A 22,970-nucleotide genomic window follows, 5' to 3' on the forward strand; every position below is an offset into this window, starting at 1 on the left:
AGGAAAAATTCACTAACGACCATGCCATGGCGGGCCGGCAAAAAGCCAGCCCCGGCCTGTCGTTAACCTTGATCCGTCAGCGGATGGGAGGAGGGGACTCTAGAATGGGTTCCAGGTCGCCCGCGGGGTGTATTTGAGATAGCCGATATTGGCGCCCAGCCGCAGGCCGAGCCCGGAGCGGATCGGCACCAGCACGATGTTGTTGGCAGTGAGCGCCGTCATGCCGAAGCCGCCGATGATGTAGGCCGAGCCGTCGAGGCCGGCGAAGCGCTGGTAGATCGCGTTGGTGGCGGGCAGGTTGTAGACCAGCGTCATGGTGCGCGCGCCGTCGCCGCCCCAGTCGAAGCCGAGCGAGGGGCCCTGCCAGTAGACGCGCAGGTCGCCGGCGTTCTTGGTGTAGAGCGTGCCTTCGCCATAGCGCAGGCCGGCGACGAAGGCGCCGGAACCTTCCTCACCGAGGATGTAGCCGTTCGGCAGGCCCCATTGGCTGACCGCCTTCTCGATGATCGAGGCGAGCCCGCGCGAGACGTTGCCGAAGAAGCGGTGGCCCGCGGTGACGAGCTCGTCCGGCCCGTAGGTGTTGGGCGTCGGGGTTCGCTGCGGCGGCGGCAGATTGGGCGGCGGCGCCTGCTGGGCGGAGGCCGGCACGATCCAGCCCACCATCGCGGCAAGCGCGAGCGCAGCAAGGCGTGATGCGAAAGTCATAAAAGAACCCCTAGTACCGAATCCGGCCGCTTCCTTAACCTGGCGCCAACAGGCGCGGCCCTAGGTTGCGCCGGATGTCCCCTCGACTCGGATGTTATCCGCAGCAACTATGACGGTACAACGGCAGGAAGATAGCCCTTTGCGCCCCGGAATTGCCTTGATCGGGCTCCTCCTCTGCCTGCTGTCGGGCATATGGATCGTCGGCTCGCGGGGACCGGCCGAGGCGGCCACCACCGAGCGCATCGTCGTCAACCGCTTCAGCGGCGTTGCCATCGAAGGCTTCGACCCCGTCGCCTATTTCGTCGATGGCCGGGCCGAGCAGGGGACGGCAGAGTTCGAGGCCAACCTCTGGGGCGCGGTCTGGCGCTTCCGCAACGAGGGCAACCGCGCCTCCTTCCTGGCCCATCCCGAGATCTATGGACCGCAATTCGGCGGCTACGACCCCGCCGATATCGCTCGCGGCGTCACCATTGCCGGCAATCCCCACTTCTTCGCGATCGTCGCGCAGCGGCTTTACCTGTTCAGCCGGGAAGCCAATCGCGATGCCTTCGCCGCCGACCCCGAGCGGTTCCTTCATGAAGTGGGCAAGCGCTGGCCGGCCCTCCTGGAACAGCTCGGTCAGTAGCAACCTACCGCCTGCGGGTCGCCCCAGGCGATGAAGTCCGGGATGATGAAGCCGCGATCATGCCGCTCGCCGAAGCGCAGCTCGCCGCCCTGGCCGTCGGTCCCCCTGCCGCCGGCCGCCGTCACGACCGCAGAACCGGCTCCGACGTCCCATTCACAGGTGGGTCCGAAGCGGGGGTAGATGTCGGCGCTGCCCTCGGCGATCCGGCCGAATTTCACGGCGGAGCCGCAGCTCTTTCTCACCGCATTGGGCCGGCCGTCGATAAAGGCCTCGCTCTTGGGGTCGCCATGCGAGCGGCTCACTGCCGCGATCCAGGGCTCACCCCGGGCCGGCAGCTTGCGGGTTTGGATCGGCTCCGCCGCGCCGATGCCGGCGCCGTCGAGCCTCACGCGCTCGGCGCCGTGGCCGACGACGCCGCGCCAGAGCAGGCCGAGCGCGGGCGCGCTGACGATGCCCAGCAGCGGCACGCCCGATGTCACGAGGGCGAGGTTGACGGTGAACTCGTCGCGGCCGGCGACGAACTCCTTGGTGCCGTCGAGCGGATCGATCAGGAAGAAGCTGCCCTGAAACGGCGGCGAGGCGAGCTGGGTCCGCTCTTCCGAGAGCGTCGGGATGTCGCCTGCGAGCTGCGCCAGGCCGTCGGCGATGATGCGGTCGGCGGCGAGGTCGGCCTCGGTTACCGGCGAGCCGTCCTGCTTGCCGTCGACCCGCATCGCCGCGCGGTTGACGGCAAGGATCGCCTCGCCTGCCTTCACCACCAGCGCCGTCAATGGCTCCATCAGCCCGGATGCGGCCGCGCCGTCGATGATCCGCTTCACCTGGATGCCTCAATCATCGGCAATTCGTTCCTTCTCGACTGATTCGTCCGTGGCTTTATGACCGCCGGGGCGTGATCGCAAGCTAGCTGCCGCGGGCTGGCGAATGTTAGAACCCGCAGCATCCGTCAAGCATGCGTGATTCGCGGCGGCCCGCGCCGTGCAATTCCAGGAACCCTCCAGGACCCCTTTATATGTCTGACGCCTCGTCGCCCGCGACCGCTACTGCTCCCGATATGCTCGAACTCGCCGCGCTGCTGTGCTCGCGGGTCTGCCACGATCTCATCAGCCCTGTCGGCGCCATCGTCAACGGGCTCGAAGTGCTCGACGACGATCCCAAGCCCGAAGACCGCGAGTTCGCGCTCGACCTGATCCGCAAGAGCGCCAAGACCGCTTCCGCCCGGCTCCAGTTCTGCCGTCTCGCCTTCGGCGCGGCCGGCTCCTCCGGCGCGCAGATCGATCTCGGCGATGCCCAGACCATGGCGCGCGGGCACATCGAGGACGGCAAGTGCTCGATCACCTGGAATCTGCCGCGGCTCCTCATGCCGAAGAATCGGGTCAAGCTGCTGCTCAACATGCTGGTCGTCGCCCAGCACACGATCCCGCGCGGCGGCATGCTGACGATCGACCCGATCGGCGAGGGCGAGACGATGAGCTTCCGCATCACCGCGACCGGCCATAACGCACGCCTGCCGCAGAACATCTCCGAGCTGCTGAGCGGCGAGCGCGGACCAGCCGCGGACGCGCACGCGATCCAGCCTTACTATACGCGGCTGCTGGCGCAGGCCTGCGGGCTCACCGTGACGCTCGCGCCGGAAGGCGAGGCCATCATCGTTACCGCTTCGTGAACAGCGCGTCGCGCACGGCTTCTTAAGCGAATCTTTACGAGGCGCTTCGGCTTGTCCGGAGCGCCTTATCTCTTTGTTGGTTCCGTTCTTTTGCACATACTCAACCAATATTAAACGCTTTGCGGTGAAGCTGGCCCCATTCCGAGATGGCGCATCACACCTCGTGCGCGCCCTTCCTGTATGAAGGCCTGTTTTCATGGATGATCTGTTGCGGGAGTTTTTGACGGAGACCAGCGAGAGCCTGGACACCGTGGACAATCAATTGGTGAAGTTCGAGCAGGAGCCGAACAACGCCAAGATCCTGGATAACATCTTCCGCCTGGTTCACACCATCAAGGGCACGTGCGGCTTCCTCGGCCTGCCCCGGCTTGAGGCGCTGGCCCATGCCGGCGAGACCTTGATGGGCAAATTCCGTGACGGCATGCCGGTGACCGGGCAGGCGGTGACGGTGATCCTGTCCTCGATCGACCGCATCAAGGAGATCCTGGCCGGGCTCGAGGCGACCGAGGCCGAGCCCGAAGGCAACGACCGCGACCTCATCGACAAGCTGGAGGCGATGGTCGAGCAGGGCATGGCGGCAATGGCGGCCGGCAGCGCTGCTGCTCCTGTCGCTGACGCCCCGCCGCTGGCGCCGGAAGCACCGGCCGCTGCGCCCGCACCCGCCAAGGAGATGACCACGGGCTCGCTGATCGAGCAGACGCTGGAGCGCCCCTTGCGTCCGGGCGAGGTCTCGCTCGACGAGCTCGAGCGCGCCTTCCGCGAGACCGCGATCGAAGCGCCGGTGCCTGCGCCGGTTGCCAAGGCTGAAGTGAAGGCCGAGCCCGCGCCGGCCGCAGAGGCTCCCGCAAAGGAAGCCGCAAAGCCCGCCGCCAAGGAGAAGGCCGCGCCGAAGAAGTCGATGGCCGACGAGGGCGCCAGCGAGGGCGACCGCATCGCCAACCAGTCGATCCGCGTCAACGTGGATACGCTGGAGCACCTGATGACCATGGTCTCCGAGCTGGTGCTGACCCGCAACCAGCTCTTGGAGATCTCCCGCCGCAACGAGGACACCGAGTTCAAGGTGCCGTTGCAGCGCCTGTCCAACGTCACTGCCGAGCTGCAGGAAGGCGTCATGAAGACGCGCATGCAGCCGATCGGCAATGCCTGGCAGAAGCTGCCCCGCATCGTCCGCGACCTCTCGAGCGAACTGGGCAAGCAGATCGAGCTGGAGATGCACGGCGCCGACACCGAGCTCGACCGCCAGGTGCTCGACCTGATCAAGGACCCGCTCACCCACATGGTGCGCAACTCCGCCGATCACGGCCTGGAGACCCCCGCCGAGCGCCTGGCCAGCGGCAAGGGCGAGCAGGGCACCATCCGCCTGTCCGCCTATCACGAGGGCGGCCACATCATCATCTGCATCGCCGACAACGGCAGAGGCCTCAACACCGAGAAGATCAAGGCCAAGGCGCTCTCCAGCGGTCTCGTCACCGAGGCCGAGCTGGAGAAGATGAGCGAAGCCCAGATCCACAAGTTCATCTTCGCGCCGGGCTTCTCGACTGCGGCTGCCATCACCTCGGTCTCCGGCCGCGGCGTCGGCATGGACGTGGTGCGCACCAATATCGACCAGATCGGCGGCACCATCGACATCAAGAGCGTGGCCGGTGAAGGAAGCTCCGTCACCATCAAGATCCCGCTGACGCTCGCCATCGTCTCGGCCCTGATCGTCGAGGCCGCCGGCGACCGTTTTGCGATCCCGCAGCTCTCGGTGGTCGAGCTGGTGCGGGCCCGCGCCAACTCCGAGCACCGCATCGAGCGCATCAAGGACACCGCGGTGCTGCGCCTGCGCAACAAGCTCTTGCCGCTGATCCATCTGAAGAAGCTGCTCAAGATCGACGACGGCGCCGCCAGCGATCCCGAGAACGGCTTCATCGTGGTCACCCAGGTCGGCAGCCAGACCTTTGGCATCGTGGTGGATGGCGTCTTCCATACCGAAGAGATCGTGGTGAAGCCGATGTCGACCAAACTGCGGCACATCGACATGTTCTCCGGCAACACCATTCTGGGCGATGGCGCGGTCATCATGATCATCGACCCCAACGGCATTGCCAAGGCGCTCGGCGCCGCCGGCTCCTCGGCCCACGACATGGGCGACGAGAACGGCGCCCACCACATCGGCTCGGGCGAGCAGACCACCTCGCTCTTGGTGTTCCGCGCCGGCTCGTCCCAGCCCAAGGCGGTCCCGCTCGGGCTCGTCACGCGCCTGGAAGAGCTGCCCGCCGACAAGATCGAGTTCAGTAACGGCCGCTACATGGTGCAGTACCGCGAGCAGCTGATGCCGCTGGTGGCCATGGAAGGCGTCACCATCGCGAGCCAGGGCGCCCAGCCGATCCTGGTGTTCGCCGACGACGGCCGCTCCATGGGCCTCGTGGTCGACGAGATCATCGACATCGTCGAGGAACGGCTCAACATCGAGGTCGGCGGCTCCTCCTCCGGCATTCTCGGCTCGGCCGTGATCAAGGGCCAGGCCACCGAGGTGATCGACGTCGGCCACTTCCTGCCGATGGCGTTCTCCGACTGGTTCACCCGCAAGGAGATGAAGCCGTCGCTGCACTCGCAGTCGGTGCTGCTGGTCGACGACTCTGCGTTCTTCCGCAACATGCTGGCGCCCGTGCTCAAGGCCGCCGGCTACCGCGTCCGCACCGCGCCGACCGCGCAGGAGGGCTTGGCGGCGCTGCGGGCCCAGAGCTTCGACGTGATCCTGACCGACATCGAGATGCCCGACATGAACGGGTTCGAGTTCGCGGAAGTTATCCGCGCCGACAACAACCTCGCCGCGACGCCGATCATCGGCCTGTCCGCGCTGGTGTCGCCGGCGGCGATCGAGCGCGGCCGTCAGGCCGGCTTCCACGACTATGTCGCCAAGTTCGACCGTCCCGGTCTGATTGCGGCGCTGAAGGAGCAGACCGCGGGCGCCGCCGGCGCCTCCGAGCTGAGCCGGGCGGCGGCGTAGAGCATGATCCGGAAAAGTGTGAAGCGGTTTTCCGAGAAGATCATGCTCAAACAGAAGAGCGTTCGGGATCAGGAGCCAGATCGATGACCAGCAAGACCCAGTCCAGCGAAGGCGCCATGGTCGAATACGTCACCGCGATGATCGGCGGCCAGCTGTTCGGCCTGCCGATCTCGCGCGTCCAGGACGTGTTCATGCCCGAGCGCGTCACCCGCGTGCCGCTGGCCTCGCGCGAGATCGCCGGCGTGCTGAACCTGCGCGGCCGCATCGTCACCGTGGTCGACATGCGCGCCCGGCTCGGCCTGCCCCAGCCTGAGGACGGCAAGACCGCGATGGCGGTCGGCGTCGATCTGCGCGGCGAATCCTATGGCCTGCTCATCGACCAGATCGGCGAGGTGCTGCGCCTGCCCGAGGACGGCAAGGAAGAAAACCCCGTCAACCTCGACCCCCGCATGGCCAAGCTCGCCGGCGGCGTCCACCGCCTCGACGGACAGCTCATGGTCGTCCTCGACGTCGACCGTGTCCTCGAGCTCGCGCCCGAGATGATGGCAGCCTGATACGGCGGCTCTGCCGCCGACGGACTTGCATTGGAAGTGTCCCCCGCAAAGGGGGAGGAAGCAGAGGTTCACATGCGAACTTGTCTCGTCGTTGATGATTCCAGTGTCATCCGCAAGGTTGCGCGCCGGATCCTGGAGGGCCTCGACTTCCAGATTCTCGAAGCCGAGGACGGTGAGAAGGCTCTGGAAGCCTGCAAGCGCGGCTTGCCCGATGCGGTGCTGCTTGACTGGAATATGCCCGTGATGGACGGCTACGAGTTCCTCGGCCATCTCAGGCGGATGCCCGGCGGCGACCAGCCCAAGGTGGTGTTCTGCACCACCGAGAACGACGTCGCGCATATCGCGCGTGCGCTGCATGCCGGCGCCAACGAATACATCATGAAGCCGTTCGACAAGGACATCGTGACGGCAAAATTCCAGGAAGTCGGCCTTATCTGAGCGATCGGCCGAAGGACGAACGAATTCTTCGGCGCCCGTTTTCAACGTACCCTTTCAGTCTGAGTTGGTGAGTAATGAGTGTTGCGTTCGCAGGGAATTCGACCACAGGCCCGTCGCGCGAAGCCGGGCCGCTGCGCGTGATGATCGTCGATGACTCCGTCGTCATCCGCGGTCTGATTTCGCGCTGGGTCGGTGCCGAACACGACATGGAGGTCGCAGCCTCGCTGCGCACTGGGCTCGAGGCGGTCAACCAGCTCGAACGCATCAACCCTGACGTCGCCGTGCTCGACATCGAAATGCCCGAGCTCGACGGCATCTCGGCGTTGCCGCAGCTGCTCGCGAAGAAGCGTGATCTCGTCATCATCATGGCCTCGACGCTGACCCGCCGCAACGCGGAGATCAGCTTCAAGGCGCTCTCGCTCGGCGCGGCCGATTACATTCCGAAGCCGGAATCGACGCGTGAGGCGTCGGCCGCGGACATCTTCCATCACGACCTGATCCAGAAGATCCGCCATCTCGGCGCGCGGTTGCGGCGCAAGTCCACTGTTGCCAGTCCGCCGCTGGCGCCGGCGAGCCCGGCGCCGGCCTCGCGCGGCCCCGTTCCCGTCGCGCGGCCCGCCGCACCCGTGGTGCAGGCCCCTTCGCCGGGATCGCTGGCGACGCGCCCGTTCTCCAATCAGGCACCCAAGGTGCTGCTGATCGGCTCCTCGACCGGTGGCCCGCAGGCGCTGATGGCGCTCGTCACCGAGCTCGGCCCGGTGATCGACCGCTTCCCGGTGCTGATCACCCAACACATGCCGCCGACCTTCACGACCATCCTTGCCGAGCACCTGGCGCGTTCGAGCCGCCGGCCGGCAGCCGAGGCGGTCGACGGCGAGCCGGTGAAGCCGGGACGGATCTATCTCGCACCCGGCGGCAAGCACATGCGCGTGGCGCGCAGCGGCGCCGACACCGTCATCGCGCTTGACGACGGCCCCGCCGTCAATTTCTGCAAGCCCGCGGTCGATCCGCTCTTCACGTCCGCCATCGACATCTGGCACGGCGGCATTCTCTCCGTGATCCTGACGGGCATGGGTTCGGACGGCATGCGCGGCGGCAAGGATATCGTTGCCGCCGGCGGCAGCGTCATTGCGCAGGACGAAGCCTCCAGCGTGGTCTGGGGCATGCCGGGCGCGGCGGCCAATGCCGGCATCTGCGCGGCGATCCTGCCGCTCAACCAGATCGGCGCCAAGGTCAACCGCCTGTTCTCGGGGGACCGCTCGTGACGCCCGTCGACTACGACTATCTACGCAAATTCCTGAAAGAGCGCTCGGGCCTCGATCTGTCACCCGACAAGCAATATCTGGTCGAGAGCCGGCTCCTGCCGCTCGCCCGCAAGGCCAACCTTCCCGGCATTCCCGATCTCGTGCTGAAGATCAGGAACGGCGACGGGCGGCTTGCGACCGACGTGGTCGAAGCGATGACCACCAACGAGACCTTCTTCTACCGCGACAAGATTCCGTTCGATCATCTGCGCGACACCATCCTGCCGGGATTGATTCAGGCGCGCGCGTCGCGCAAGTCTCTTCGCATCTGGTCGGCGGCCTCGTCGACGGGGCAGGAGCCCTATTCGATCGCGATGTGCGTGAAGGAGATGGGTGCGGCGCTCGCCGGCTGGCGGATCGAGATCGTCGCCACCGATCTGTCGCAGGAGGTGCTGGAAAAATCGAAAGCCGGCGTCTACAGCCAGTTCGAGGTGCAGCGCGGCCTGCCGATCCAGCACCTGATGAAATACTTCACGCAAACCGGCGAGCTCTGGCAGCTCAATGCCGACATTCGCGCCATGGTGCAGTTCCGCCAGCTCAATCTGTTGCAGGACTTCTCCCATCTCGGCACCTTCGACGTGATCTTCTGCCGCAACGTGCTGATCTATTTCGACCAGGACACCAAGGCGGTGATCTTCGAGCGCATGGCGAAGGGGATGGAGGCGGACGGCACGTTGCTGCTGGGGGCCGCCGAATCCGTCGTCGGCATTACCGACGCGTTCCGTCCCATCACTGAGCGCCGCGGCCTCTACCAGCTCAACCCCGCGCGCTCCGGCCGCCCGATGGGCGGGCTGATGCCGCAGCCGCTGAAGCTCGCCGCGACGAGGTGAGTGGCCGAACGGCGCTCGGAGGAGCGCCGTCCTTGCGCATGATCGGCAATATCTGACGAGATACCTTCAGTCGTTGTGCGCGACGCTGAACGCGCGTTCGAACGCTCGCGAACTACCCGGCTACCGCGCAACAGAGTTTGCGCCGCGATGCAACATGGTTGCGACCCTGATGGGCATCTAAAGGTTGTGCTATATTGCCGATGGTCCCGCCCCAACCGTGCGGGATTCCATTCCATCATGAACGAATTTGAGGAGGGCATACCATGCGAATGTCTTGTGCCTCGTACTTTTTATTGATTGCGGTTTCGTTGCCGGCCACTGCTCGCGCCGGCGAGCAAGTGCTCGAATTCAAGCTCGTCACCAAGCCGGTGGACGTGAAGGTCACCGAGGTTGCGAATGTCGAAGGGCAGACGGTCATGTCCGGCAAGATGTTTGGCGTCGCCATCTTCAAGGATGGTCGCATTGCCGTGAAGGATTTCGTCAACTCCAGCGATTTGCTCAAAGGCTCGGGGCCGATGTTCGGCTACAGCACCTACACCTTCGACGATGGCTCCTCGATCACGGCGCGCTACACCGGTGCGATCAAGGACGGCAAGGCGAAGGGCGAATATACGATCCTGTCTGGCACCGGGATGTACGCCAACGCGACGGGCACCGGCGGTTTCGAAAGTGCGCAAAGTGGCTTCAAGGGCGCCTTCCTGTACGATGGACGATTCATCGTCAAGACGCCCTGATCCGACGCGATAACATTCGCGCTCGCGCGCCTTCACCGACGGGGCGCGAGCGCGTCTCACAAGATCGCGTGCGGCAGAAACCGCGAGTGGTTGCCCGTGATCGGGCTCTCGTCCTCGCGGATCGAGAGGCCGCAGGGTTGGTGGTTCACCAGCCAGCTTCCAATCACCGGATAGAAGCCCGAAAAATTCGGTAGCGGCGCCAGCGCCTGCCGCACGAAGCCTTCGGCCCCATAAGGCCCCGTCTGTTCGTCGAGCGGCATGCCGCCGGACACGATCGTGACATTGGCGCCTTCGCGCGACAACAGCGGCTTTCGCACATAGGACGTGCCGAGCTCCGCAGCGCGCGGATCGTCCTCGAAGAATGAGGGCAGCAGATTGGGATGGTTCGGAAACATCTCCCAGAGCAGCGGCAAAATGCCCTTGTTGGAGAGCACTGCCTTCCATGGCGGCTCGATCCAGCGCGTGGCTGCGTCCTTCAGCTTGGCGCCGAAAGCGTCGTGGAACATCCATTCCCAGGGATAGAGCTTGAAGGCGAGCGCGATGTCGTTTTCGTCGAGATCGACGAAGCCGCCGGGCTCGTCGCGCCAGCCCACCTGCTCGATGTCGAGCAGCCTGGTCGAGAGCCCGGCCTGGCGTGCGGTGTCCTCGAAATAAGCCAGCGTGCCGGCATCCTCGGCGTTATCGGTGGTGCCGGTGAGATGGACCTGTTGGCCTGCTGCAATTTCCATCCACGCCGCGATCAGCCGCTCGTGGATGGAGTTGAACTGATCGGCGCGAACAGGGACGATGCGGCGTTCGATCGCCTGCTCGAGCCAGGACCATTGAAATACGGCGGTCTCGAAGATCGAGGTCGGTGTATCCGCATTGTATTCGAGTAGTTTTGCCGGCGATCTACCATCGTAGCTCAGATCGAGCCGGCCGTAGAGGCTGCGGTCGCGGCGCGCCCAGCTCTCGCCGATCAAGCTCCAGAACGCCTCCGGAATCTTCAGTCGTCGCAGCTGCCGCTCGTCGCCGATGACGCGGCCGGCAAGCTCGAGGCACATCGCGTCGATCTCGCCGGTCGGCGTCTCGATGCCGCGCTCGATCTCGTCGAGCGTGAAGCCGTAATAGGCGCGCTCGTCCCAATAGCGTTCGCCGTCGATGGTGTGGAAGACGAAGCCGCATTGCGCTGCTGTCTCTCGCCAGTCGTCGCGCTCCAGGCAAGTGATGCGCTGCATGGTCAGCCACCGCCCGAGAAGCCGTGGCCGAACGAGCCGAAGCCGCCGCGGCTCACGCTGCTATGGCCGGAATCGGACGACGTTCCCGACGAGGAATGGCTCGAGGAATCGCCGCTGAAGAAGCTCGATCGCGACGACCAGCGCGAGCTGCTGCCGCCTGACGAACTGCTGCTGCTCGTGCAGGTCGTGGTCGTCTGTCCCGGCACGGCGCCGGGCGTGGGCTCGCAAGTCTGCCGCGGCATCATCGTGTAGGCGGTGGTGCCGACAGCGATTGTGCCCATCACCAGCAGCGCGACATGGCCGGAGCGCTTCACCGGCGCTTTGGCCGGCAGCGGCAATGGCTCTGGCAGGCGTGGCCGGCGCTTGCCGAACTCCTTCTTGGACGGTTTGTCGGCCATCTCAGTAGATCATGCTGGCGGCGTTGAGGAGGCCTGCGGCGAGCGAGGACAGCCCGAGCCAGATCGCCGGAGCAAGCTCGCCATCGGCGATCCGCGCCGACAGGTTCGGCACCGGCACCCGCACCAGAAACAGCACGATGATCTGCACGATCAGCGCGATGATCGCCCAGATCATGCAGTCCAGCACATTCGCCGAATGCGCGATGGCGCTGACCAGCGGTGCGACGAAGCCGAGCAGGCTGAGGCCGAGCGCGATCGCCGCGGCCGGCTCGTTGTCGCGGATCAGCTGGAACTCGTTATGGGGGGTGATGCGGGTGTAGACCAGCAGATAGGCCACGATCGCGATCAGCCCGGTACAGAAATAGACCAGGAAGGCGGGCAGGCCGGCGAGTGATTGCAGGATCATCGTTCCCCCATCGTGCAGCGACCATTCGTCGGCAGGGGAAGGCTAGTGGTTCAAACGTTAAGCTTCGGATGAAGCGTCCCCAGAAAAACGAAAACCCCGCCATTTGCGGCGGGGTCCAGGCTGGGAGGAGCAAGCCCCGAAGGGCTCGCGACGTAAACCCAGGAGGGATCAGGCGGGGATGCGCTCGTCTGCCTCGTGCGGCTCGCGCAGCACGTAGCCGCGGCCCCACACGGTCTCGATGAAGTTGCGGCCTTCGGAGGCGTTGGCCAGCTTCTTGCGGAGCTTGCAGATGAAGACGTCGATGATCTTCAGCTCGGGCTCGTCCATGCCGCCATAGAGGTGATTGAGGAACATTTCCTTGGTGAGGGTCGTGCCCTTGCGCAAGGAGAGCAGCTCCAGCATCTGATATTCCTTGCCGGTCAGATGCACGCGCTGGCCGCCGACTTCCACCGTCTTGGTGTCGAGGTTGACGACGAGGTCGCCGGTCTGGATGACCGACTGGGCATGGCCCTTGGAGCGGCGCACGATCGCGTGGATGCGGGCCACCAGCTCGTCCTTGTGGAAGGGCTTGGTCATGTAGTCGTCGGCGCCGACGCCGAGACCCTTGACCTTGTCCTCGATGCCGGCGAGGCCGGAGAGGATCAGAATCGGTGTCTTGATCTTGGAGACCCGGAGCTGCTTGAGCACGTCGTAGCCGGACATGTCGGGCAGGTTGAGGTCGAGGAGAATAATGTCGTAATCGTATAGTTTACCGAGATCGACGCCTTCTTCCCCCAAATCGGTCGTGTAGACGTTGAAGCTTTCCGACTTCAACATCAGCTCGATCGACTGCGCGACGGCGCTGTCATCTTCAATCAGCAAAACGCGCATGCCAGTTCCCCATAGTCGCCGCTCCTGGGCGTCAGGTCGGCCGCATTCGCGGCACTCAACAAAACGCCTTTGAACAACTGATTCGGATCCTGACAACAGATGGTTAACAAATCCTGATTCTGGAACGCAAGTCCCCCCCGGTGCAATTTTCGTCGAATCGCCCTAAGGTCTTGCGTGTGAAGCAGCTTTCGTCACCCAGCTCCGTTCAAGTTCCACTTTAAGAGACGGGCCTAACCGACTCCCGCGACTCAGCCTTCTTCTGAAGGGGAGTCACGCTCAGTCTCAAAGACAGTGACGCAATGATTAATGATGCGGGTAAACACGAAGTTAAGCTCCGTTCAGAAATATGGCGAAACTTAAGGTTTTCACCGTGAAGTCCCGGATGGCCAAGGCGCACCCCTCAATTGCGCGTCCCTCAATGAAGGCTCGCCGATGAAGGCTTTGGCCGAACAGATCGGCGACATCGACGGCGTCAACATCTACGGCCGCGTGGTCGGTGTCCGCGGCCTGATGGTCGAGGTGGCAGGCCCGATCCATGCGATGTCGGTCGGCGCGCGGCTGGTGATCGAGACCGGCGCCAACCGTTCGATTCCTTGCGAGGTGATCGGCTTCTCGGGCAACAATGCTGTCGTGATGCCGTTCGCCGGCCTCGACGGCGTGCGCCGCGGCTGCAAGGCCGTCATCGCCAATGCTGCCAATCTGGTGCGACCGTCCTCGGCCTGGCTCGGCCGCGTCGTCAACGCGCTGGGCGAGCCGATCGACGGCAAGGGACCGCTGCCGCAGGGCGCCTCGCCGATGCCGTTCCGCAATTCGCCGCCGCCGGCGCATTCGCGCAAGCGTGTCGGCGCCCCGCTCGATCTCGGCGTGCGCGCGATGAACACGTTCCTCACCTGCTGCCGCGGCCAGCGCATGGGCATCTTCGCAGGCTCCGGCGTCGGCAAATCGGTGCTGCTGTCGATGCTCGCGCGCAACGTCGATGCCGCGGTCAGCGTCATCGGGCTGATCGGCGAACGCGGCCGCGAGGTTCAGGAATTCCTGCAGGACGATCTCGGCGAGGAGGGCCTGGCGCGCTCCGTCGTGGTGGTCGCGACCTCCGACGAGCCGGCGCTGATGCGCCGCCAGGCGGCGTATCTGACGCTCGCGGTCGCCGAATATTTTCGCGACGAGGGCCAGGACGTGCTCTGTCTGATGGATTCGGTGACGCGCTTTGCCATGGCCCAGCGCGAGATCGGCCTGTCCGCCGGCGAGCCGCCGACGGCCAAGGGTTACACGCCGACCGTCTTCACCGAGCTGCCGAAGCTCCTGGAGCGGGCCGGCCCCGGCCTCGGGGAGGGCGCCATCACCGCCATCTTCACGGTGCTGGTCGACGGCGACGATCATAACGAGCCGATTGCGGACGCCGTGCGCGGCATCCTGGACGGCCACATCGTGATGCAGCGCTCGATCGCCGAGCGCGGCCGCTACCCCGCGATCAACATCCTCAAATCCGTCTCCCGGACCATGCCGAAATCGGCCGATCCCCAGTTCTGGCCGGTCATCCAGCGGGCGCGCCAGGTGATGGCGACCTATGCCGACATGGAGGAATTGATCCGTCTCGGCGCCTATCGGGCCGGCTCCAGCCCCGAGGTCGACGAGGCGATCCGCCTGCACGAGCCGCTGGAGGCCTTCCTGCGCCAGCGCAAGGACGAAAATGCATCACTTGCGGACGGCTACCGCCAGTTGGCGCAAATCCTCGGCAATTTGGAAACGGAACGCTAACTTTGTCAGGTCATCATCCGACCCCACAGAGTAGCAGAGCCGGTCTTGGCCCCCGTCGGGCCTGTGGGGTGACCGGTGTCGTCCCACGTGCAGCGGGGGGACTTCTGGGGAGTACGAGTCGATGAAGTCACGAGATACCCTCATTCGCCTGAAGAAGTTTCAGGTCGACGAGAAGCGCCGCCGGGTCACCCAGATCGAGACCATGATCGCCGATTTCCAGCGGATGTCGGTCGATCTCGAACGCGAGATCCAGACCGAGCAGGAGCGCGCCGGGATCAACGATCCCTCGCACTTCGCCTATCCGACCTACGCCAAGGCCGCGATCCAGCGCCGCGAGAACCTGACCCGCTCGGCCGACGAGCTCAAGGGCCAGCTCGACGAAGCCAAGGCTGCGCTGGCCGAGGCCTTCGAGGAGCTGAAGAAGGTCGAGCTGCTCGACGAGCGCGACCAGGCCCGCGAACGCGCCGAAGAGAACGCCCGCGAGCAGGCCGACCTCGACAGCATCGGCCTGATGCGCGCCCGCATCGGCGCGGTCGCCTGACGGCGCCGGCAAGCCAGACCACCGAAAAATCCGCAAAACCCGGACCCGCAAGGTCCGGGTTTTCGTATGCGCTGTCCACAGTGTGGCGCCGCACCTCTTGGTGGTCGGCTTTGCCACGCGCTATGGTGGCGCAGGGTCAGGCCTTGCGCGGAATGCACCTGAGCCTGCGTGTCGGGGGGCTGAATGCTGACGCCAGCTGAGCTGGTCGGGTTGATCGAGGCGGTGGCGAAGGGCGATCAGGCCGCGTTCGAACGCCTCTACGCCGCCACGCGCGCGAAACTCTATGGCGTCGTGCTCCGTATCTTGCGTCGACAGGATCTCGCAGAGGAGGTCATTCAGGAGACCTACGTCAAGATCTGGAACGGCGCCGGCCAGTTCAATCCGGCGCTGTCGTCGCCGATCACGTGGATGGCCTCGATTGCGCGCAACCGTGCGATCGACATCGTGCGCAAGAAGTCGGAGGTCTCCATCGAGGAAGAGCCCCAGGCGATGGAGGTTGCGGCCGACAGTCCCGACCCGCTGGCGCGCCGGGAGATGACCGAAGAGTTGAAGCGGCTGCTGGAATGCATCGGCCGGCTCGAGCCGGACCGTCAGCGGCTCGTCCTCCTCGCCTATTACAACGGCTGGAGCCGCGAGCAATTGGCCGAGAAATTCGCCGCCCCCGTCAACACGGTGAAGACGTGGCTCCGGCGGAGCATGTTGGATATCCGGGAGTGCCTCGGACTATGAATGCCCGGACTGTGAGGATGGTTCTGGACTGCAAGTGATGGCTTACACGGAGGACCATATCGCGCTCGCCGCGGAATATGCGCTCGGTACGCTCGATGCCGACGAGCGCGTGCAGGTCGAGACCATGATGGCGGTGGACGAGGCGTTCGCCGCGATCGTGCAGGCCTGGTCCTTCCGGCTCGGCGGCCTGAACCAGATGGTCGGCTCGGTCGAGCCGCGTCCGATCGTGTGGGAGAACATCAGGTCCGAGATCGCGCGCACGGCGCTGGCGCCGCAGCCGCCCGCGCTGGCTGAGGCAACGCCGCCGCCAGCACCGGAGCCGCCCGCTTTGGAGACCGCGGAGCCGGCGACGGAGGCCGCGCCGTCGCCAGCCGTACCGCCTGACGAAGCCGCGCCACCGGAGATCTCGCGTCCCGAGCTCGACGCGCCCGCGGACGTCGCGCCGCAATTCATCCCGCAAGTCCATGCGCCGGATCTGGCCGTGGTCCGCGCGTCGCCGGCGCCGGCCGCCGACGACGGCAACGTGATTCGTCTCGAGGGCCGCGTGAAGCGCTGGCGCTCCATCGCGTCCGTCGCCGGCGCGCTTGCGGCCGCGCTGCTCGTCACGCTGTCGCTCCAGATCTTCCTGCCCGACGCGCTGCCGGGCGTCTTGCGTCCCGCCCCGCGCATTCAGACGGTCGAAGTGAAGACGCCGGCGGCGCCGCTCGCAGCGTCTGCGCAATATGTCGCATTGCTGCAGGGCCAGGCCGGCGGCCCCGCCTTCATCCTCACCATCGACGGCGCGACGCGCAATTTCACGGTGCGCAAGGTCGGTGCGACGCCTGAGCCCGGCAAAAGCTTCGAGCTCTGGCTGATCTCCGACAAGCTGCCGCGCCCGCGCTCGCTCGGCGTGATCGGCTCCGGCGATTTCACCGCGCGTCCGCTGCTCGCCTCGTATGATGCCGAGGTCGTCAACGGCGCAACCTACGCCGTCACCGTCGAGCAGGCCGGCGGCTCGCCGAACGGCCAGCCGACCTCGGCCCCGGTGTTTTCCGGCAAGCTGATCGAGACCGTGCCGCCGTCCGAGCCGCAGGTGCCTGCGAAGAGGTAATTCCGTAGCCCGGATGAGCGAAGCGATATCCGGGACAACCATCCCCGCCTGTCGCATCGCTCATGCGGGCTACGAATCTACAGCCATCAACTGTCGCCACGGTCCATTTCCCCGTCGCATCCCGACAAGTCCGACCGAATCCGCCCCCGATTTGAACCTCGCCGCAATTCGTGGCGTCAAATTCCCGGAAATTGCAGTCGGCACCGCCGATCGCGGAGCCGAAAGAGGGGCTAGAAATGGACGCAGCGAGAGCGCCGGGCATCTTCGTTCACCAATATGCGGGGCTGCCGCACGGGCCGGCGTTCGAGCAGTGGCGCGAGCGGGCCTTCGGGGCTTTCGGCCTCGATATCGGGCCGAGCCGCGGTGATAGCATCGATTGTCGGCTCCAGATCAGCGTGGTCGACAACATCACGCTCGCCATTCCGGAAGGCGCCTCCGCGCAATATTCCCGCACCCAGAGCCACCTCGCCGACGGCAGCGACGACCTCGTCCTGATCTCGGGGCGCGCAGGCCGCGTTCGCGTCGGGCAGAACGGCCACACGGTGGAGCTCGCACCCGCACAGATGGTGCTCGTCGACATGAGCGTCACCGGGAGCGTCGGCCACACCGACGACGATTGTTTCACCTCGATCCGCATGCCGCGCCGCGCGCTGCTCGACATCAATCCGCGCGCCGAGGACAAGCTGTCGCAAGTCCTCAGCGACGGTGCGGTCGCCGAGACCATCTTCCGCTATCATGTGGTCGCCGCCAATCACGCGCCGCATCTCGACGCGGTCGGCCAGCGCCTCACTGCGCAGCATATGGTCGATCTCGTCGGCCTCCTGCTCGGCACCGACGCCGAGCATGCAAGTCTTGCGCGCGGCCGTGGGCATGCGGCGGCGCGTCTCGATCTCATGCGCGCCGACGTGATGGCCGCGCTCGGCCGCAACGATCTCTGCCTGTCCGAGATCGCGTCGCGCTCGGGCTTGAGCCCGCGCCAGGCGCAACGTCTGTTCGAGCAGGCCGGCACGACCTTCACCGAATTCGTGCTGGAGCAGCGTCTGCTCCAGGCGCGCAAGCTGCTCGGCGATCCCCGCGCCAGGACGCGCAAGATCAGCGACATCGCGCATTCCTCGGGATTCGCCGATTTGTCCTATTTCAACCGTGCGTTCCGCAAGCGCTTCGGCGCGACGCCCTCGGAACTGCGCGAGGCGTGAGCCGCGATTTTGCGCAGCGCGCGGCGGTCGCGCAGTTGGTCGATCCGGCCGAATGAGCTATATCTGCCGGGGCGGGTAGACCGCAGAATTTTCATTGGAAAGCACAGTCCACGGACATGACGCGTATCGTCGTGCTCGGCGCCGGATTTGCAGGCCTGTGGGCGGCCATCGCCGCCGCGCGCAAGCGCGACGAGATCGGCGCGAACGGTGACATCGAGATCCACCTCGTCGATCGCAATCCCTATCACAACATTCGCGTGCGCAATTACGAGTCCGATCTCAGCGAGGTCGCGATACCGCTGCCGCAACTGCTCGACCCTGTCGGCGTCAGTCATGGGATCGGCGAGGTCGAGGCCATCGATCCGATCCGGCGCGAAGTTTCGCTGGTCACCAGCAGCGGCGATCAGCTGCTGGCCTATGACCGCCTCGTGCTGGCGCTCGGCAGCGAGGTGATGCGTCCCGGCATTCCCGGACTCGCCGAGCACGCGTTCGACGTCGATACCTATGCCGCCGCGCTCCACCTCGAGCAGCATCTCGCCTCGCTCGGCCGCAGCGCGCCGTCGCCGGGGCGATCGACCGTCGTCGTGGTCGGCGCCGGCTTCACCGGGATCGAGGTCGCGGCCGAGATGCCGGACCGGTTGGCGCGTGCCGGCATCACCGGCAGCCGCCGCATCATTTTGGTGGATCCCAATCCCGTGGTCGGCGCGACCATCGGCGGGCATGCGCAGCCCGTCATCGAGACGGCACTATCGTCGCTCGAGGTCGAGACGCGGCTCGGCGTACGTGTCGCGTCGATCGAGGCCGCCGGCATGCGCCTGAACACGGGCGAGTTCATTCTGGCGCAGACGGTGATCTGGTGTGCCGGGATGCGAGCGAGCCCTTTGGCGGCGAGCTTTCCGGACGCACGTGACCGGCTCGGGCGCCTCCTGGTCGATCCCTTCATGCGGGTGGCGGATGTCGGCGGCATGTTCGCGGCCGGCGACGTTGCTTCCTGCGTGGTCGATGGGCTGCATCCGACCGTGATGTCGTGCCAGTTCGCGCGTCCCATGGGCCGCTTCGCCGGCCACAACGTGGTCGCCGATCTCGCCGGCCTGCCGATGCTGCCGCTGCGGATCGACTGGTACGTCACCGTGCTCGATCTCGGCGGCTGGGGCGCGCTCTACACCGAAGGGTGGAATCGCGAGGTGCGCGCCACGGGTGCTGCGGCAAAGGCGACCAAGCAGACCATCAACCGCAAGCGCATCTATCCACCGCTCACCGGCAGCAGGGACGAACTGTTCGCCGCGGCTGCGCCGACGGTGCAGGCGCCGCCGGCGACATACGGGGTGCCGCGTCGTTGAGCTGTCCCGTGCATTCATTTCCAGCCGAACGTGAAACGCGGCGACAGGCCCGCATGTCTGAATTTGCCACGACCGCGGAAGAAAACCCGCCCTGCAACAGCCTCGCGCGCAGATGAGCGTGAGCTTTCGGAACCCAGCATCCGACATGTTGGAGCTTGGGGCGAACGGCTGCAGGTCATGCTGCCGACCTTTGTCCGCTCCGAGACTCCTTGGCCAACTTTGCCGCTTGCCGCCGAGAGGCCGGCAATTAACCGGCCGCTGCCCTTGGCACTCCCTTATGACGAGTGGCGCAAGGTGAGCGCGAGGTCGGTTAAGCGATTACTGCTGGCCTTGTTTCGAAGGGCCAGTCTGGCTGCCAGAACCAGTCGTCTGCTCACTCCCCGGTTGGCCCGGGGGATGCGCAGAGGCGCCCGGCTTGTCTTGGTCGGCAACGTATCCGGACGCGCCTGAATTGCGTGTCTTGGCCCCTTTATCTGCGTCGCGCTGCATCTGCTCGTTAGGCTCGCTCGTCTTGAGCCCTTTGTCTACGTCAGTGCGCATCTCGTCCTTGGTTTGCTCGCTAGGCGCGGCCTTTTGCTGTTGCGCATTTGCTTGGAAGGCAATTGCGCTTGCGGCAACTACAATCATCGCGAGAGTTACGGTTCGCATGGTTCTTCTCCAATGCAGTGCCCTATCCCGCTCAACGCGCCACTTTTCCCAACGTTCGTGATCCCGATCGCAATTTTCAAGAGCGCTGGTGATCAGACAGGGATGGCTCCGGATGTGCCTGAACGATTAAACCCCAGCTTTTGGGACCTTAGGCGAACCACCGTATTGCGGACGTGCTGTCGGCTATCGACGGCAGAGCGGACACGGGACGGCGTGACCCATTCCGGACAACGGCGATCCGGTCTGGATGGAAGTGACTACTCCGTTGATCTTTCTCAATGCAGTCGGTCGGGAGCCGGTGCCTGCTGCAGCTTCTATTGGAACGGAGGTCTGCATATGAGACGACCAATCTCGCAGGTGCTGTTTGGAGCTGCGGTATCCTTACTTTTCGCTACTGCGGTGCCGGTAAGCGCTCAGACTTCAATCTCCGAGCAGGAGGCGCACGCCATCGGCGTCAATGCCTATCTCTATTTTTATCCGCTGGTCTCGATGGAGGTCACGCGGCGGCAGTTCACCAATGTTGAGCCCGGGAAGGAGTTCGGCAAGGGTCCGATGAACATGTTCGTCAGCGTGCCCGAATATCCACCAGCCGATTTCAAGGGCGTGGTGCGAAGCAATTTTGATACGCTCTATTCCATCGTCTGGGCCGATCTCACGAAGGAGCCGATGGTAGTTTCCGTGCCAGATACGGACGGCCGGTTCTATCTGCTGCCGATGTTGGATATGTGGAGCGACGTGTTTGCTTCGCCCGGCTGGCGCACCACCGGCACCAAGATCGCCAATTTTCTGCTCACCCCACCCGGCTGGGCCGGAACCGTGCCGGCTGACATGACGCGCATCAGTGCGCCGACGCCGTTCGTCTGGGTTATTGGCCGCACAAAGACCGACGGCCCGCCGGACTACGATGCTGTGCACAAGATCCAGGCCGGATACAGGATCACGGCGCTCTCTGAATGGGGCAAGAATCCGGCCCCACTAAAGGTGGTCATTGATCCCTCGGTGGACATGAAGACGCCGCCGAAGGCGCAGGTCGATACCATGCCGGCCGAAAAATACTTCGCTTATGCGGCTGAGCTGCTCAAGGTGACCCCGCCGCACATCACTGATGAGCCGATGCTCGCGCAACTGAAGAAGATCGGCATTGAGCCGGGCAAGAGTTTTGACCTGACCAAGGCCGATCCCGTCGTGCGCAGAGCGCTGTCGACCGCGCCCGAGACCGGACGGCAGTTGATGGCATGGAAGTACCCGACCCTCGCACGTGTCGTGAACGGCTGGACCATGAACACCGACACGATGGGCGTCTACGGCAACTACTATCTCAAGCGTGCGATCGTCGCACAGTTTGGCTTGGGTGCCAACCTGCCAGAGGACGCTATCTACCCGACCAATCTTGGGGACGACACCGGCAAGCCGCTCGACGGTACAAGCAAATACACCTTGCATTTCGAGAAAGCCGCGCTTCCGCCGGTCGCTGCTTTCTGGTCCATCACGCTTTACGACACTGACGGCTTCCAGGTCGCAAACGCGCTCAACCGGTTTGCAGTCTCGAGCTGGATGCCTTTCAAATATAACTCCGACGGCTCGCTCGACCTGTATTTCCAGAACGAAAGCCCGGGCGCGGAGAAGGAGGCCAATTGGCTGCCCGCTCCGAAGGGGGCGTTCAATTTGACCATGCGAATGTATGCGCCCCAGGCCGACGCGCTCATTGGCAAGTGGACCCCGCCGCCAGTCGTGCGTGCCCAGCCGGTACCGGGGCTTGCAACGCAGTAGTTCTATTGCTTGATGCAGTCGGTGGGCCTTCTCGAGTTCGCTCCACCCAGCGTGCCGAACCTCTCGGAATCGATATCGTTAAATTAGGTTAGAGACAGTAACCGGGAAAATCTGGCAATCTCTCGATCTGGAGGGCGGGCCCATGAAGAAGCCGGCGCAGGTTTTGTTTCAAAGGGACCAACTTAGGTCGATTGGCGAAGTCGAACGGCGGCTCGCCGTGATACAGGAAATGCAGCGCCTCTTGGGAAAGGACGGTGTTCCTGCCCATCCGAGCACTGCCAGGAAAGGCACCTCGCAACAACGCGCTCGGTCGAGCTCAGAAAATACGAGCAAGACTTAAGTGGACGGACCTCGATCTCGCGGTCGCGATTAGCTCGCCTCATTTCTCCTTGGAGGCGTCTGCGGCTACGCATTGCGAGCTACCATGTCTGCCCGATGGCGCGCACGGCCGAGACAGCGCCGGACCCGAAGCCACGAGCCGGCACTCGCTGACGTCGATGCCCCGGGCCCGCAAAGTCAGCTCTCGGTTTGTAATCTGACAACGTGCAGCACGCACGGTGGTGGTGGTCCCGCGGAGCTGCTCTCAGTTTCCAGGGAAAGTCACACAAGCCCTTGCGCCATTCGACGGCAAAACACCCACTCATCGGGTCAACCCGGCTCGCCAAAAATATTCCACTTTACCGAAATTCGGAAACGGCGTATGTGTGATCGCAACCCGGCCCAAGGAAGAGGGGCGTATCGCGATCGTCACGAACGCGGGTCGGGGGGCGGTGGACGCTGATTGCATCGGCGCGAAGGGCTTTGCAGGGCGGGCAACCGTGAGCGAAGGGCCTCGCGCATACGACCGGTGTGATCGGCGTACGGCAAAATCGTGTGGTCCTGACGCCCGGGGTCTGTGCGTCAAGCGTTGCGGTGATGTGGGTGCCCAACCGGGCAAGCGCATCAGCCATCCGCAAGGCGACGGGGGCAATAGTGCATCGCTCCCCGGGGAGAGCGCGACATAAGCCGTAAAACCACTGCGCAGGGAAGGCCGGATGTTTGGCTCCACCTGTATGCCGCTGTGCAAATTCTTGTTGCCATCTTTCGCACAGTGGACCGCGGGTGCCCGGCCGGCACCCGGTCTTCCCTGCGCCCTCTCCATTCATTCATGAGGGTGAAGAGA

At 64.8% G+C, this 22,970-nt stretch carries 22 protein-coding genes; 15 read left to right on the top strand and 7 right to left on the bottom strand.

Annotation, left to right across the window (positions count from 1 at the left end):
* Window positions 1-99 precede the first annotated feature (99 nt).
* Window positions 100-705, bottom strand: a complete 606-nt coding sequence (locus X268_RS04410; RefSeq protein WP_128923791.1) for a DUF1134 domain-containing protein — start codon at window positions 703-705, stop codon at window positions 100-102.
* Between the two features lie 139 nt (window positions 706-844).
* Here X268_RS04410 and X268_RS04415 point away from each other — a divergent pair, with 139 nt between their 5' ends.
* Window positions 845-1,330: a YHS domain-containing (seleno)protein gene (locus X268_RS04415; protein WP_128923792.1), complete on the top strand. Its 486-nt coding sequence runs from the start codon at window positions 845-847 to the stop codon at window positions 1,328-1,330.
* On the opposite strand, the gene X268_RS04420 is transcribed toward X268_RS04415, so the two are convergent.
* Window positions 1,324-2,148 (bottom strand): 3'(2'),5'-bisphosphate nucleotidase CysQ family protein, encoded by an 825-nt coding sequence (locus tag X268_RS04420; protein ID WP_164937521.1) that lies wholly within the window; start codon window positions 2,146-2,148, stop codon window positions 1,324-1,326. The two genes, X268_RS04415 and X268_RS04420, sit on opposite strands and share 7 nt — an antisense overlap.
* A gap of 191 nt (window positions 2,149-2,339) precedes the next feature.
* Between X268_RS04420 and chpT the strand changes: the two genes are divergently transcribed.
* The 7 genes from chpT (at window position 2,340) to X268_RS04455 (ending at window position 9,845) form a co-directional block, all read left to right on the top strand.
* Window positions 2,340-2,993 carry a histidine phosphotransferase ChpT gene (gene chpT, locus X268_RS04425; protein WP_164937522.1) on the top strand — a complete coding sequence of 218 codons (654 nt, stop codon included), beginning with the start codon at window positions 2,340-2,342 and terminating at the stop codon, window positions 2,991-2,993.
* A 196-nt stretch (window positions 2,994-3,189) separates the two neighbouring features.
* The gene (locus tag X268_RS04430; RefSeq protein ID WP_128923795.1) at window positions 3,190-5,985 is read left to right on the top strand and encodes a hybrid sensor histidine kinase/response regulator; all 2,796 of its coding nucleotides are present in this window, start codon (window positions 3,190-3,192) and stop codon (window positions 5,983-5,985) included.
* Between the two features lie 83 nt (window positions 5,986-6,068).
* Window positions 6,069-6,539, top strand: coding sequence for a chemotaxis protein CheW (locus tag X268_RS04435; RefSeq protein ID WP_128923796.1), 471 nt, complete (start codon window positions 6,069-6,071; stop codon window positions 6,537-6,539).
* 72 nt (window positions 6,540-6,611) lie between these two features.
* Window positions 6,612-6,977 (top strand): response regulator, encoded by a 366-nt coding sequence (locus tag X268_RS04440; RefSeq protein ID WP_007600538.1) that lies wholly within the window; start codon window positions 6,612-6,614, stop codon window positions 6,975-6,977.
* Between the two features lie 74 nt (window positions 6,978-7,051).
* A complete protein-coding gene (locus X268_RS04445) occupies window positions 7,052-8,242 on the top strand; it encodes a protein-glutamate methylesterase/protein-glutamine glutaminase (protein WP_128923797.1) in 1,191 nt (396 codons plus the stop codon).
* Window positions 8,239-9,111 (top strand): CheR family methyltransferase, encoded by an 873-nt coding sequence (locus X268_RS04450; RefSeq protein WP_128923798.1) that lies wholly within the window; start codon window positions 8,239-8,241, stop codon window positions 9,109-9,111. The genes X268_RS04445 and X268_RS04450 overlap by 4 nt, the downstream gene beginning before the upstream one ends.
* 338 nt (window positions 9,112-9,449) lie before the next feature.
* Window positions 9,450-9,845, top strand: coding sequence for a hypothetical protein (locus X268_RS04455; RefSeq protein WP_245477776.1), 396 nt, complete (start codon window positions 9,450-9,452; stop codon window positions 9,843-9,845).
* Between the two features lie 56 nt (window positions 9,846-9,901).
* Here the strand turns inward: X268_RS04455 and X268_RS04460 are convergent, their stop codons facing one another.
* The 4 genes from X268_RS04460 to ctrA all read right to left on the bottom strand — a co-directional run bounded on the left by X268_RS04460 (window position 9,902) and on the right by ctrA (window position 12,736).
* Window positions 9,902-11,062: a glutathionylspermidine synthase family protein gene (locus X268_RS04460; RefSeq protein ID WP_128923800.1), complete on the bottom strand. Its 1,161-nt coding sequence runs from the start codon at window positions 11,060-11,062 to the stop codon at window positions 9,902-9,904.
* 2 nt (window positions 11,063-11,064) lie between these two features.
* Window positions 11,065-11,460, bottom strand: coding sequence for a hypothetical protein (locus tag X268_RS04465; protein ID WP_128923801.1), 396 nt, complete (start codon window positions 11,458-11,460; stop codon window positions 11,065-11,067).
* Window position 11,461: 1 nt separating this feature from the next.
* The gene (locus tag X268_RS04470) at window positions 11,462-11,866 is read right to left on the bottom strand and encodes a DUF350 domain-containing protein (protein ID WP_128923802.1); all 405 of its coding nucleotides are present in this window, start codon (window positions 11,864-11,866) and stop codon (window positions 11,462-11,464) included.
* Window positions 11,867-12,034: 168 nt separating this feature from the next.
* The gene (ctrA, locus tag X268_RS04475) at window positions 12,035-12,736 is read right to left on the bottom strand and encodes a response regulator transcription factor CtrA (protein ID WP_016848562.1); all 702 of its coding nucleotides are present in this window, start codon (window positions 12,734-12,736) and stop codon (window positions 12,035-12,037) included.
* Between the two features lie 432 nt (window positions 12,737-13,168).
* Here ctrA and fliI point away from each other — a divergent pair, with 432 nt between their 5' ends.
* The 6 genes from fliI to X268_RS04505 all read left to right on the top strand — a co-directional run bounded on the left by fliI (window position 13,169) and on the right by X268_RS04505 (window position 19,390).
* Window positions 13,169-14,494: a flagellar protein export ATPase FliI gene (fliI, locus tag X268_RS04480; RefSeq protein WP_128923803.1), complete on the top strand. Its 1,326-nt coding sequence runs from the start codon at window positions 13,169-13,171 to the stop codon at window positions 14,492-14,494.
* A gap of 121 nt (window positions 14,495-14,615) precedes the next feature.
* Window positions 14,616-15,035, top strand: a complete 420-nt coding sequence (fliJ, locus tag X268_RS04485) for a flagellar export protein FliJ (protein ID WP_011084990.1) — start codon at window positions 14,616-14,618, stop codon at window positions 15,033-15,035.
* Between the two features lie 183 nt (window positions 15,036-15,218).
* Window positions 15,219-15,764: a sigma-70 family RNA polymerase sigma factor gene (locus X268_RS04490; protein ID WP_128923804.1), complete on the top strand. Its 546-nt coding sequence runs from the start codon at window positions 15,219-15,221 to the stop codon at window positions 15,762-15,764.
* Between the two features lie 37 nt (window positions 15,765-15,801).
* Complete coding sequence (locus tag X268_RS04495; protein ID WP_128923805.1) at window positions 15,802-16,854, top strand: anti-sigma factor; 1,053 nt, start codon at window positions 15,802-15,804, stop codon at window positions 16,852-16,854.
* Between the two features lie 236 nt (window positions 16,855-17,090).
* The gene (locus tag X268_RS04500; protein WP_128923806.1) at window positions 17,091-18,050 is read left to right on the top strand and encodes a helix-turn-helix transcriptional regulator; all 960 of its coding nucleotides are present in this window, start codon (window positions 17,091-17,093) and stop codon (window positions 18,048-18,050) included.
* Between the two features lie 116 nt (window positions 18,051-18,166).
* On the top strand, window positions 18,167-19,390 hold the full coding sequence (locus X268_RS04505) for an NAD(P)/FAD-dependent oxidoreductase (protein ID WP_128923807.1): 1,224 nt from the start codon (window positions 18,167-18,169) through the stop codon (window positions 19,388-19,390).
* Window positions 19,391-19,708: 318 nt separating this feature from the next.
* On the opposite strand, the gene X268_RS04510 is transcribed toward X268_RS04505, so the two are convergent.
* The gene (locus tag X268_RS04510) at window positions 19,709-20,038 is read right to left on the bottom strand and encodes a hypothetical protein (RefSeq protein WP_128923808.1); all 330 of its coding nucleotides are present in this window, start codon (window positions 20,036-20,038) and stop codon (window positions 19,709-19,711) included.
* A gap of 336 nt (window positions 20,039-20,374) precedes the next feature.
* Here X268_RS04510 and X268_RS04515 point away from each other — a divergent pair, with 336 nt between their 5' ends.
* Window positions 20,375-21,808, top strand: a complete 1,434-nt coding sequence (locus X268_RS04515; protein ID WP_128923809.1) for a DUF1254 domain-containing protein — start codon at window positions 20,375-20,377, stop codon at window positions 21,806-21,808.
* Window positions 21,809-22,970 lie beyond the last annotated feature (1,162 nt).

It is taken from the genome of Bradyrhizobium guangxiense, assembly GCF_004114915.1.
Classification (GTDB): Bacteria; Pseudomonadota; Alphaproteobacteria; order Rhizobiales; family Xanthobacteraceae; genus Bradyrhizobium; species Bradyrhizobium guangxiense.